The sequence below is a fragment of the Ruegeria sp. BG9 genome, assembly GCF_056538305.1.
This window is the reverse complement of record NZ_JBQFSY010000010.1, coordinates 37,030-49,811: the sequence shown is the minus strand read 5'-3', so window position 1 is coordinate 49,811 and position 12,782 is coordinate 37,030. Positions and strand designations below refer to the sequence as shown.

10 protein-coding genes are annotated in these 12,782 nt (G+C 59.7%); 1 reads left to right on the top strand and 9 read right to left on the bottom strand.

What is annotated here, in order from left to right:
• Positions 1-148: 148 nt before the first annotated feature.
• Positions 149-1,516 (top strand): DUF3179 domain-containing protein, encoded by a 1,368-nt coding sequence (locus ACR0I8_RS17330; protein ID WP_170691877.1) that lies wholly within the window; start codon positions 149-151, stop codon positions 1,514-1,516.
• Here ACR0I8_RS17330 and ACR0I8_RS17325 read toward each other — a convergent pair.
• From ACR0I8_RS17325 to ACR0I8_RS17285, 9 genes are all read right to left on the bottom strand, one after another.
• Positions 1,513-3,198 (bottom strand): chloride channel protein, encoded by a 1,686-nt coding sequence (locus ACR0I8_RS17325; RefSeq protein WP_170691875.1) that lies wholly within the window; start codon positions 3,196-3,198, stop codon positions 1,513-1,515. The genes ACR0I8_RS17330 and ACR0I8_RS17325 overlap by 4 nt on opposite strands.
• Before the next feature lie 100 nt (positions 3,199-3,298).
• Entirely contained in the window at positions 3,299-4,948 is a 1,650-nt protein-coding gene (recN, locus tag ACR0I8_RS17320) for a DNA repair protein RecN (protein ID WP_170691873.1), read from the bottom strand.
• Positions 4,949-4,984: 36 nt separating this feature from the next.
• A complete protein-coding gene (locus ACR0I8_RS17315) occupies positions 4,985-5,848 on the bottom strand; it encodes an outer membrane protein assembly factor BamD (protein ID WP_170375015.1) in 864 nt (287 codons plus the stop codon).
• 126 nt (positions 5,849-5,974) lie between these two features.
• Complete coding sequence (gene lpxC, locus ACR0I8_RS17310; RefSeq protein ID WP_170691871.1) at positions 5,975-6,895, bottom strand: UDP-3-O-acyl-N-acetylglucosamine deacetylase; 921 nt, start codon at positions 6,893-6,895, stop codon at positions 5,975-5,977.
• A 213-nt stretch (positions 6,896-7,108) separates the two neighbouring features.
• Positions 7,109-8,710, bottom strand: a complete 1,602-nt coding sequence (ftsZ, locus tag ACR0I8_RS17305) for a cell division protein FtsZ (RefSeq protein WP_170691869.1) — start codon at positions 8,708-8,710, stop codon at positions 7,109-7,111.
• 349 nt (positions 8,711-9,059) lie between these two features.
• Positions 9,060-9,476, bottom strand: coding sequence for a hypothetical protein (locus ACR0I8_RS17300; RefSeq protein WP_170691867.1), 417 nt, complete (start codon positions 9,474-9,476; stop codon positions 9,060-9,062).
• Complete coding sequence (gene ftsA / locus ACR0I8_RS17295; protein WP_170375007.1) at positions 9,463-10,797, bottom strand: cell division protein FtsA; 1,335 nt, start codon at positions 10,795-10,797, stop codon at positions 9,463-9,465. Before ftsA ends, ACR0I8_RS17300 begins: the two co-directional genes overlap by 14 nt.
• A gap of 8 nt (positions 10,798-10,805) precedes the next feature.
• Positions 10,806-11,813, bottom strand: coding sequence for a cell division protein FtsQ/DivIB (locus tag ACR0I8_RS17290; RefSeq protein WP_170691865.1), 1,008 nt, complete (start codon positions 11,811-11,813; stop codon positions 10,806-10,808).
• Complete coding sequence (locus tag ACR0I8_RS17285) at positions 11,801-12,718, bottom strand: D-alanine--D-alanine ligase (protein ID WP_170375003.1); 918 nt, start codon at positions 12,716-12,718, stop codon at positions 11,801-11,803. Before ACR0I8_RS17285 ends, ACR0I8_RS17290 begins: the two co-directional genes overlap by 13 nt.
• Positions 12,719-12,782: the final 64 nt, after the last annotated feature.

Sequence of the window (12,782 nt, the reverse complement as noted above, 5' to 3'; positions counted from 1 at the left end):
AATCTGCTCTGAAAATACCCTCTCTGTTTTTCAGACCTCTCCCCACAAATCAACGATCGCGGGTGATCACGCGCCAATCACGCAGCCGTTTCATGCAAGGCGGTACATTTGCCCTCATACTAAGCGCGAAAAAGGATCGGAGGGTGCCATGCCTGTTTCTCGTCGCCAATTTGTTGGAATGGTCGGAGCCAGCGCGCTGGCGCCTGCCACAAGCTGGGCGCAGGAAGACCCTGTGCTGGACGCGCTGCACAGCACGTTGCGCGGCGGTCGTACGGATTTCGAAGCCAAGATGGCCTTTCTGGTACAGCGCGGGAGCCCGGATGTGGTCCCTGCCCTGTTGACCGCCATGCGCTTCACCGACCGGCGGCGCGATGATATCGTTGAGGTGATGGAGACTCTGACCGGCGAGCAACTCGGCACCGACTGGTTCGACTGGATGCTCTGGCAAGAGCAGAATCCTCAGATCGTCCCACACCCTTCATTGATCCCGTTCAAGCGCGAGGTCCTGCTGCGGATCGACGACAATTTCGACCTGTTCCTGCGTCCCGAATACCTGCAGCGCGAGCGGATGAAGATCCGGCTGGAGGAGATCACTTGGGGCGGCGTGCGCAAGGATGGCATCCCTTCGCTGGACAATCCGAAGCTGATTTCGGCCTCCGACGCCGACTATCTGAAAGATGACGACCTGGTCTTTGGGGTTTCGATCAACGGCGACGTGCGCGCTTACCCGCTGCGGATCATGGGCTGGCACGAGATGTTCAACGAGGTGATCGGTGGCGTGCCGGTAGCGCTGGCCTATTGCACCCTCTGCGGGTCCGGCATCTTGTTTGAGACGCAGGTGCCGGGGCGGCGCAAACCGTTTGTCTTCGGTTCCTCGGGGTTCCTGTATCGCTCGAACAAGCTGATGTTCGACCGCGAGACGCATTCGCTGTGGAACCAGTATACCGGCAAGCCCGTGGTCGGCCCGCTGGTCGACAGCGGGATCGAGTTGAAGCAGCGCCCCGTGGTGATCACGACCTGGGACAGTTGGAAAACCTCTCACCCGGACACGCGCGTTTTGTCACTCAGCACCGGGCATCGTCGCAACTATGGCTCGGGCGTGGTGTATCGCGAGTATTTCGCCTCGCCCGAGTTGATGTTCCCAGCTTTGGTGGATCAGTCCGAGCATCGCCAGAAAGACTACATTTTCACCATCCGCCAGTTCGGCGCCGCACGGGCCTGGCCGCTGGACGCTTTCGACAGAACTCGTGTGATTAACGATGCAATCGCGGATCGACCTTTGGTTCTGATCGGCAACTCAGACCGCCGGACAGTGCGCGCCTACGAGCGTGCGGGCCACCGGTTCAAAGCATCAGGCGGAGGTCTGGTCGATGAGAGCGGTCGCAAATGGACCTTGTCTGAAGAGATGCTGATCGGACCGGATGGCACACAATTGCCGCGCGTGGCCGGGCATATCTCTTATTGGTTCGCGTGGGACAACTACCTGGGCGACGCGGCGAGCGTGTATAACGGCTAGGAATGTTCCTCGGCCGCTGTCGCAGCCAGCGCCCGGTTATAGGCCTTTAGAACGTCGATGTGATAGAGCGCGCCAACCGGCGTCTCTGTCCCGTTTTCGTCCATGACGATCACGGGGATACAAGGAATATCATCGCGGTCAAAATAGGGCATCGCCGCCTCGAGTGTCGCGCTTGCCTTGACACAGAGGCCTTTTTCGATCAGCGCCTGCGCTTCCTCCTTGGTGATCGAGCGCGCATCGCCAATCGGTCGCATTACCGCTCCAGCACGCAGCATCGCCAACAGATAGGCCTGTGGTCCCGCCGCCAGATGCACATTGCGACGTTCCAGCTGGGTAAGGAAGAACGACCGGTCCACAAGGCGCGAGGCCAAGGCGGTGGACATCGAGACAGATACCATCACCGCCAGACCGATCTGCCAGTCTCCGGTCAGCTCGAACACGATCAAAGTGGTCGAAATCGGCGCGCCCAGAACCGCAGCAGCCACGGCCCCCATTCCGGCAAAAGCGTAAAGGGTATGGGTTCCCGATACATCCGGAAGCAATCCGGTGGCGATCAGCCCAAAGGCCAGCCCGGTCAGCGCTCCGATCATCAGAGAAGGCGAAAACACGCCTCCGCCCATGCGCCCGCCCATGGTAATTGCAACCGCCACTGTCTTGAGGATCGCAAACAGGATTGCCGTAGTCAGCACCAGATCACCGGCCAGGGCGCGGATCGTCGTTTCATACCCAACGCCAATGATATGCGGGAACCAGATCGCCAGAAGGCCCAGCATCGCGCCCGAAACCGCCGGGCGCAGCCATCCGGGTAGGGAAAGTCGGGCTTGAACATGATTGCCGAAATCCTCGGCGAAAAAGATCGAACGCATAAGAAGCAAGGATACCAACCCGCAGATCAGGCCGAGGATAAGGAAGGCAGGCAGTTCGACGTAGAATTGCAATGAACCGGGTGTATCCAGCGTGAACTCGGTGACGTCGCCATATTCCAGACGGTTGATCACCGTCCCTGCGACCGAGGCAATAACGATAGGTGCAAAAGCGTGGACAGCGAAGTGGCGCAGAACGACCTCAAGCGCGAACAGCGCGCCCGCTATGGGCGCGTTAAAGCTGGCCGAGACTGCCGCGGCCACAGCGCAGCCCAGTAGGTCGCGTCCAGTGATTCCGTCCGCATGGATGCGGTCGCTGACCCAGGTCGAGATGACCCCGGCCATATGGACCACCGGCCCTTCCCGCCCTGTGGAGCCGCCTGTACTGAGTGTGATCAGCGAGGCGAACAATGAAGCGACGCCAGCCTTGGTCTCGACACGTCCATCGCTGACCGCTGCCCCTTCGATCACATCCGCGACCGAACGGACACGGCCATCGTCGGTAAAACGCGTGAGGATTAGCCCCACGATCACCCCGCCGATGATCGGAATGATCAGCACGATGAACCAAGGCAGCTTCTCAGCGTGGCTGTGCAGCAGCAGGATATCCTCGGTATCGTAGATATAAGCCTGCAGCCCCCGGATCGCCTTGCGGAACCCAAGCGCCATGAACCCTGCCGCAATCCCAATCGCCAGAGCGATAAACCAAAACTGAATCTGGCTTGGCCCCCGGCGACGCATCACCCGCAACGCGTCCTTGATCGCGGCCAGAGCCTGATTGAGCTGGTTGCGCAGAACGGTGCGGGTTGATTGGGTCATTGGCTCTCGGGGATCATATCTTAACCCTTAGTAAGCCACGGCGAGGTCTGAGAAAAGTAAGATAGCGACGGTCAGGCCAGCAGATTGCGCCAAAGACGCATTAAGCCTCTAACAAAGCGCGAGCCGCCGCGCGCGCTTCTTCTGTAATCGTATCGCCCGAGACCATGCGGGCAATTTCATCCACGCGATCTATTTCGGCCAGCGGCACTACGGTCGAAAGCGTCTGGCCATCGGTGACCTGCTTCTGCACACGCCAGTGATGGGCTGCGCGCGCTGCGACCTGAGGGGAGTGCGTGACGACCAGAACCTGCCCGCCCTGTGCAAGAGACGCCAGCCTGCGCCCCACCGCATCGGCCGTCGCACCGCCCACACCCCGGTCGATCTCATCAAAAATCATGGTCCGGGCACTGTCATCACCGGACAGGCAAACCTTCAATGCCAGCAGAAAACGGCTGAGTTCTCCGCCTGAGGCGATCTTGTTCAACGGCCCCGATGGTGCGCCGGGATTGGTGGCGACGGTAAAGGCCACCGCGTCGGTGCCCTCGGGTCCAGGATCGGACGTGGTAACTTCTGTCCGAAAAACCGCGCGTTCCATTTTAAGCGGTGCAAGCTCCGCCATGACGGCCTGATCCAATTGTCCAGCCGCAGCTAGACGCGCAGCGCTAAGATCTGCCGCAGCCGCATCATAGGTCGCCTGGGCCGCCTCAACCGCAGCACGTTGGTCGGCCAGATCGGCGTCGCCCGCATCCAGCTTACCCAAGCGATCACGCAGAGTATCGGCAAAGGTGCCCAAATCATCCGGGGCCACATCATGTTTACGGGCCAGTGCTCGGATGGCGAACAAACGCTCCTCGGCGGCTTCTAGGTCGGCGGGATTGAAGTCCAGCGCCTGCAGGCAGGCGTTCACACCGTCCTGCGCCTCACCCAATTCGATCATGGCCCGGCCAAGCGCTGCAATCGGCTCCTCCAACTGGCCACCTGCAGAGTCCGACACGCCTTCGAGCCAACGTGTCGCATCCGAAATCGCGCCTTCGGCCCCGTCACCACCCAGCAGATCAAATGCGCGGGCGACATCGTCGCGGATACGCTCTGCCCCTTGCATCATGCGGCGGCGGGCATCGAGATCAGCGTCTTCTCCGGGTTGCGGATCGAGCTTGTCCAACTCGGCCACGGAATGGCGCAGGAATTCCTCTTCAGCGCGCATGGCTGCCAAAGCGGCCTCGGTCTCGGCCAGCGCTTTGCGGCTGCGCGACATCTCCGACCACGCCTGACGGACCTTGGCCAATAGTTCCGAGACCTGAGCGTAGTCATCCAGCAGAACACGGTGCCCACGAGGGTTCAACAATCCCCGGTCATCATGCTGCCCATGCAATTCGATCAGTGTTTCCGACAAAGCGCGGAGGACTTCACCTGAACAGCGGCGATCATTGACCCAAGCGGTTTTTCGGCCCTCTGCCGTGTTGACGCGGCGCAGGATCAATTCTTCACCACCCGGCAAACCGGCCTCAGACAGAACAGCATGGGCGGGATGCCCTTCGGGCAATTCGAACTCGGCTACGACCTCGCCCTGTGCAGCGCCTTGGCGGACCAGCTCAGCCCGTCCACGCCATCCAAGGACGAAGCCCAGCGAGTCCAGAAGGATCGACTTGCCCGCGCCGGTTTCACCGGTCAACGCGTTCAAGCCCGGCTGAAAACTCAGTTCCAGCCGGTCAATGATCAGCATGTCGCGAATATCGAGGGCGCGCAGCATCGGGTCTTTAGCGTCCCAAGCCTGATGACATGGCGATTACAACCACTCACCTTTGATCGTCTGGCGATAGATCGTGCTGAGCCAGTTGTTACCACGGCTCTTCAGATCCAACCCACGCGAGGTCAGCAGCTTGTACCCGTCATCATACCATTCCGAGGATTGGTAGTTGTAGCCCAGGATCGCGCCCGCCGTCTGCGCCTCATCAAACAGGCCGAGGGACAGATACGCCTCGATCAGGCGATAAAGCGCCTCTGCGGTGTGAGAGGTGGTCTGGAAATCCTCGACCACGACACGGAACCGGTTGATGGCCGCGACGTAGTGATCCTGACGTAGGTAATAGCGCCCGATCTCCATCTCCTTGCCCGCCAGATGGTCGAAGGCTAGATCGAATTTCAGCACGGCCGAGGTGGTGTATTCGCTGTCCGGATAAACCTCGATCACGGTGCGCAGCGCTTGCAGGGCCTGAAAAGTCAGCCCCTGATCGCGGCCAACTTCGTCAATCTGGTCATAATAGCTGAGCGCCAGAAGATACTGCGCATAAGCCGCATCTTCGTCGGTTGGGTAAAAATCGATATAGCGCTGTGCCGCAGCACGGCTTTCCTCGTAATTCTTGTCGGCGTGGAACGAAAACGCCTGCATGATCAGCGCGCGTTTGGCCCAATCAGAATATGGATACAGACGCTCAACTTCCGAGAAATACCACGCCGCGTCGTCCGAGCGATTCTGCGACAGCTCATATTCACCGCGCGTATAGATTTGTTCCGGTGTGAACCCTTCAAGGTTCTGATCCCGATCCGCGCCTTTGCTACCGAACAGGCCTCCCCCGTTGCCGCAGGCGCTCAAAACTGCTGCCAGAAGAATCGCACTTGCGAGTCTGACTGCCGCTTTGTTGCCAACCATACCGCTCATCCTTAGTCGTCTTACTTACAGGATCCAAACCGGATCGAGCCTCGGTCTAGCACAGAAAATTCTGGTGCAAAACGCATTATCCACTTCCTGGCGGAAATGTCGTCAGAGTTGATCAGATTAGGCGACAGCAGGGATTTCGGCGGCAATAAGGCCCTGACCGGGCAGACGGGCGGCCTGCTCGGGGGTACAAAGGATCGGACGAACCGCGCCAGGTGTTTCGAACAATGTGCGCAACAGCGTGTTGGTCATGGAATGGCCCGACTTGTCGCCGATGAAGTGACCCAGAATCGGGCCACCAGCCAGATACAAATCACCCAGCGCATCCAGCATCTTGTGGCGCACAGCTTCATCCGCGTGGCGGAAACCGCCCGGTGTCAGAATCTCGCTGCCTTGAACGACCACAGCGTTTTCCAGCGTCCCGCCCAAAGCCAAGCCGTTCTCACGCATGGTTTCGACGTCGATCCTGCGGCAGAACGTGCGGCTATCGCTGAGTTCGCGCACGAAGGACCCGTTGCGCATGTCCAGCGTTTTCGTTTGGCTTCCGATGGCCGCGTCCTCGAAATCGATGTGGAAGTCGATGATCAGCCCGTCCGCAGGCTTGATCGAGGCACTAGCCCCTTCACGAGACGCCGTTACAGGCTTCAGCACTTCGTAGGCCAGAACCGGGCTGGCCTGACGGCGAACGCCTTTCGCCATGATGCCACGCACAAAGTCGATCGAGGAACCATCCATGATCGGAACTTCAGGCCCGTCAATTTCGATCAGAGCGTTGTGAACTCCGCACCCGGCAAGCGCTGCCATGATATGTTCAATAGTCGAGACTGAAACACCGGCGTCATTCACCAGGCGGGTGCAGAGCGGTGTACGCTCGACCATGTCGTAGACTGCAGGTATCAACGCATTGCCCAGCTCAATATCCGTCCGTTTGAACCAGATTCCGTGACCGGCGGCTGCCGGTTTCAGAACCATGATTGCAGGCTGACCGCCATGCAGTCCAACGCCGTTAAACGTAACCGGAGATTTGAGCGTATGTTGCAAAATGGGCCTCAGAGCGTGGTGTCCAGCCTATACGGGCTGTGTTGGACACTGAATTAAGGAAGAGGCCCCTCAGGCTCAACTCACTCTTTGCAACTGAATGAAACATGAATGTGACAGATCGGCAAAACCCTGCTCAGGGCTATTTAAGATCCTGTAAATCATGAATAAAGGGCCGCCTTTTGGCGACCCTTTGCAATGATTTTGTTACCGCGATCAGTTGGCTTGACGGCGCAGGAAGGCCGGAATTTCGATACGATCTTGATCCGGATCAGCCTCTTCCTGGACAGGTGCCGTAGCGTCAGCTTGGCGAATTTGCGGCTGATGACGCGGCGGTTGCGCGGGTGTATCTGCCGCGTGGCCGGTCATCCGGTCGATCAGACGATTGAACCCGAAGCGGGGGCGCTCTTCGTGTTCTGCCTGCGGCTGAGGGGCCGGTTCCTGTGGCCGGGTGGCCGTCAGGCGCTGCGCCGCTGAGGGGACATTCTGAACGGCGGCCTGAAGGCGTTGCAGCGCCTCGGGCGAGGGGGTACCGGCAGAATACTGATGTGGCGCGGTATAGGTTTCGGGGGTCTCTTCAACCGGTTCCGGCTGCGGCTCGAACTCGGCCACGCGCGGTTGGTAGGCGGGGGGCGGAAGACCATCATCATCCTGCTCAACTTGCGGCTGGAACTGGCTCGGGGCCGGCTCTTCTGCCGCTTCGAACAGTGATGGTTCACGGTTTTCGGTCTGAACCGGCGTGGCCTCCGCTGCGACGGGTGCCTCTTCCTGCACCGGCTCTTCAGCAGAAACGGTGCGCGTCAAAGGCTCGGACATCGAACGGCGCGCGACCGGAACTTCCGAGGTCTTCTCGCTGGCGTCGATGCCGGTTGCGACGACCGAAACGCGCATGCCGCCTTCCATTGCGGTATCCAGCGTCGAGCCAACGATAATGTTCGCCTCGGGGTCCACTTCTTCGCGAATGCGGTTGGCGGCTTCGTCCAGTTCGAACAGCGTCAGGTCGTGCGATCCGGTGATGTTGATCAGCACACCCTTCGCGCCTTTGAGGCTGATTTCGTCCAGCAGCGGGTTGGCAATCGCCTTCTCGGCCGCCTGAATGGCGCGATCTTCGCCAGTGGCCTCACCGGTACCCATCATCGCCTTGCCCATCTCATCCATCACGGCGCGAACGTCCGCGAAGTCAAGGTTGATCAGACCCGGACGGACCATCAGGTCGGTCACACCCTTAACGCCCTGATACAGAACGTCGTCCGCCATCGAGAACGCCTCGGTGAAGGTCGTCTTTTCATTGGCCAAACGGAACAGGTTTTGGTTTGGGATGATGATCAGCGTGTCGACGACCTTTTGCAGCGACTCAACGCCGTCTTCGGCCTGACGCATGCGCTTGGCCCCTTCAAACTGGAAGGGTTTGGTAACGACACCGACTGTCAGCACGCCCAGCTCACGCGCGGCCTGCGCGATGATCGGAGCAGCACCTGTACCGGTGCCACCGCCCATACCGGCAGTGATGAAGCACATGTGTGCGCCCGCCAGATGGTCGACAATCTGTTCAATGCTTTCTTCTGCGGCAGCGGCCCCAACGGTCGGACGGGCCCCTGCCCCCAGACCTTCGGTGACCTTCACGCCCAGCTGCACCCGCGCCGAGGACTGGCTTTGCTGCAGCGCCTGCGCGTCGGTGTTCGCGACGACGAAATCCACGCCGTCCAGCTGCTTTTCAATCATGTTGTTGACCGCGTTACCGCCCGCGCCGCCAACGCCAAATACTGTAATCCGAGGCTTCAGTTCGTCGTGCCCGGGCATCGAAAGATTCAATGTCATGCTCTGTCCGCCTGTATTTTTGTTCCGCCAAAGCGGTGTTTTTCTTTACCTATCCATCTTCGATTCTAGCGATGTGATGCGTAAAGGTCACGTCAAAAATCACGCGATTCCACAAAATATGGACGAAATAAGGCAGCAACCGGCGGCATTTCGCAGGCTTTGCCAAATATAGCGGAAACAACGCGGACCACTACAAGACACAGAGCATCCGAGCAGTGAACGACCTACGCGTCACGCCCCGGATTTAAATCAAAACTAGTGCGGAAAACTGCTCAATGTCCTGCCGCAAGACCTCTCACGGGTCCTGTGGATATCTTGAGGGATAAATCAGGCCTTCGCAAGGTGTTTTTCAACTGATTGGGGCACTTGGACAATTCAGGCTGTGATTGGTCATACTGCGCACCTCCTGGATTTCACCATTGCCTAGCTCTGCCAGCCGGACCATCAAACGGCCCTTATATTCGAATGGCCACCAGCAAACAGGAATGCCGTCCGTATCATCATCATAGAGAAAACAGATCTGCCCTTTCGGCGTCGTGATCTGACCGTAGACGCATCCTCCACCTTCGACCCGCCAGACCGAGGTCTTGCGGTTCAGGAATTGCTCGGTTCCCACCAGATCACCGCTGCGGATTTCGTGGAATTGCACCGTTTTGCCCAGCACAGAATCCAGAAACGTCTCAGGTGAGATGACGGACTGCGCCGAAGCGAGGCCGGGCACAAGCGCCACGCACAAGGCGCGGCGCAGAGTTCTACCAATTGTCACGGAACCACCGAACGGCGCGTTTGAACGGGCGCGCGGCATAGGTGTCGACGGGGATCTCGAAATCCCACCATTCATCCTGCGGATGCGCCGCAAACAGGCTGAGACCAACGGCCGAGGAAAAGCCCGGCCCCGTCGCGGATTGCGGCAGGCCGTGAACGCGCAGCGGACGGCCCAGACGGACACGCTGGCCAAGGATACGGGTCGCGAGGCCGTCGAGCCCCATGATTTGACTACCTCCACCGGTCAGCACGATCTGCTGGCTGGGCATATGTTCGAACCCGGCGGCATCCAGGCGGACGCGCACCTCTTCCAGAATCTCTTCGACACGAGGGCGCATGATCCCGATCAGCTCGGCCCGGCTGACGGTGCGACGATCATGTTCCCAGTCGCCGGTATCGCCGCCGATATCGATCAGATCGCGATCGTCGGCTCCGGTCGCATGGACACCGCCATTGAATGTCTTGATCCGCTCGGCCACGGCGGTCGGCACGCCAAGGCCCATCGAGATATCCTGTGTGACGTGATCACCGCCCATGCGCACGCAATCGGCGTAGATCATGTGCTTCTTCATAAAGATCGACACGCTAGTGGTGCCACCGCCCATGTCGATACAGGCCGCGCCCAGCTCCTGCTCATCCTCAACCAATGCCGAGATTCCCGAGACGTAGGCTGAATTCGCAATCCCTGCGAGCTCCAGATCGCACCGCTTGATGCAGCGGACGATGTTCTGGATCGCAATTGCGTCGACGGTCAGCATATGCATGTCGACGGCCAGAGATTGCCCCATCTGCCCACGCGGGTCGATCAGGCCCGAGCGGTTGTCCAATGCGAAATTCACCGGTTGGGCATGCAGAACCTCACGCCCTGCCCCGTAATCCGGGACATCGCAGGCGTTCAGAACACGGCCAACCTCGGCCTCGGTCACAAGCTGACCTTCCAGATCGACCTGAGCGTCCAGACCGTAGGAACGCGGGTTCGCACCCGAGAAACAGGCAATGACGTGGTCAACCCGGATATCGGCCATCTTCTGCGCGGCTTGAAGAGCGGTGCGAATGGCGCGCTCGGTTTCCTGCATGGCTGTGACTTCGCCGAACTGCACCCCGCGCGAACGCGTGGTCGCTGCGCCAATGACCCGGAACCCGGTCTGCCCGGCCATCGAGCCGATGGTGTTATCCTCGCTCAGTCGCCCGGTGCCATCAAACCGCAACACGAGGCACGAGATTTTCGAGCTACCTACATCCAGAATGGCGATAACGCCCCGCTGCATCGCTTGTCTGCGCATTTGCCGCATTGCACGTTGGGACTGATAAAGATCGGTCATCATGGTCGTTACTGCCCGTTACCCACTGTCACTTTGGTATTCCACCAGTCTTCGCTGGCGGCTTTGGTCATTCTGATTGTTGGCCGCTGTCCGAGGCGCATATCCACTACGGCCACGTCACGCTCTAACAGGTCCTGTACTTCGTTCACAGCCAGCACCCGTTCGAGCGCGCGCACTGGGCGATCCGTCGGCAGCATGATGCGCTGGCCGCGATCCAGCACCAGATCCCAGCGCCGCTCACCAATGCGCACAAGACCCCGAACACGGCTGCCAAGGCTGCGTGAGGTGCGGAAAATCTCAAGCGCTTCGGCGACATGCTCATCCGCGCCCTTGCCCGCGATCAAAGGCAGATCGATGTGATCCTTGCGCGACGCGATCAGGTCCACATGAACGCCGGTCTCATCCAAAAGCTCGATAGACTCTCGGGTGCGCCACACGATGACAGGCTGACGCTCGACAACGTCCACCTGCAGGATGCCACCGGGCCGAATGCGCACTGTGGCCGATTTCACCGGATTAAGCCCGGTAATCGTGTCGCGCATCTGTTCGACATCCAGATCCCAAGAACTGATTGGGAAATCCAAAGGCACCACTTCGCGAATGTCATCCGACAGGCCGGGACCTGCACCATCAATGGCCATCAGATTGACCATGAACTCAGGACGCTCCTGAATCGAGGTGCGTATGTCGGCGATATAGGTATTAAGCGCCTCGCGTCGTTCCTCAGACGCAAAGTAAAGACCAACGGCAGCCGCAACAGCGCAGACGGGCAGCCCCAGCTTGACGCCCATGCGGATGCCCGGTGTCAGCATCCAACGCTGGAACCGGTAGCTGAGGCGCGACGGTGCCGGATCAGACCGACGCGCGGTGCGGTTGAACAGCTTCACCCCGCCCAAACGCAGAACAGGCTGCGTTTCATGGGATTCGGTATCAGCGGATTCGAAATCAGCATCCGGCCCGGCCAGAGGTTTGGCCCGATGGATCACTGGCGCGCGGGAGGCTCTTAGCGGTCGCATGAGGCGTCCTCCACCATCCAGGCGCAGAGCTGGCCGAAACTCATCCCGCAATGTTCCGCCTGTTCCGGCACCAGCGAGGTCGGCGTCATCCCGGGCTGGGTGTTGGTTTCCAGAAGGAACAAACCATCCGCGCCCATAGTGTCGTCCCACCGGTAGTCGGTGCGGGTCACGCCGCGACAGCCCAAAGCGTTATGCGCTTTCAAAGCGTAGTCCATGCAGCGGTCAAAGATTTCCTGCGGGATGTCCGCGGGCAGCACATGCCACGAGCCGCCGGGCTTGTACTTGGCATCGTAGTCGTACCAACCGCCATCCGTCATGATCTCGGTCACGGTCAGGGCGCGATCACCCATAACGGTCACAGTCAACTCGCGACCCGCGACGTATTTTTCGACCATGATGTGATCGGGCATATCCTCCGACAATTGCGGAGGACCATTCGACCCTTCGTGCACGATGTAGATGCCGACGCTCGACCCTTCATTGTTGGGCTTGGCGACGTAAGGCGGCTCCATCACGTGAACCTCAACCACCTCGACCTTGGGCACGATCACGCTGGGAACAATGGGCAGTCCTTCGGCCTGATAGACCTCCTTGCTACGCTGCTTGTCCATTGCAAGCGCCGAGGCCAAAACACCCGAATGGGTGTAGGGAATGCGCATCCACTCAAGCAGGCCCTGTACGCAGCCATCCTCGCCCCAGCGGCCATGCAGAGCGTTGAAAACCACGTCCGGCTTGATATCCAAAAGGCGCGCGTAGAGGTCGGGACCTGCGTCCAGCTCAACCACTTCAAAGCCTTCTCCCACAAGGGCGGCTGCGCATTCGCGCCCAGAGCTGAGAGACACCTCGCGTTCCGCCGAGGGGCCGCCCATCAATACCGCCACTTTGGGGTTTGTCCTGCTCGACATACCCAACGTGTGCCTCAATGTCCCCGGACCTTATGTGGTGGTCCGTACTGCGTTTATGCCTTTG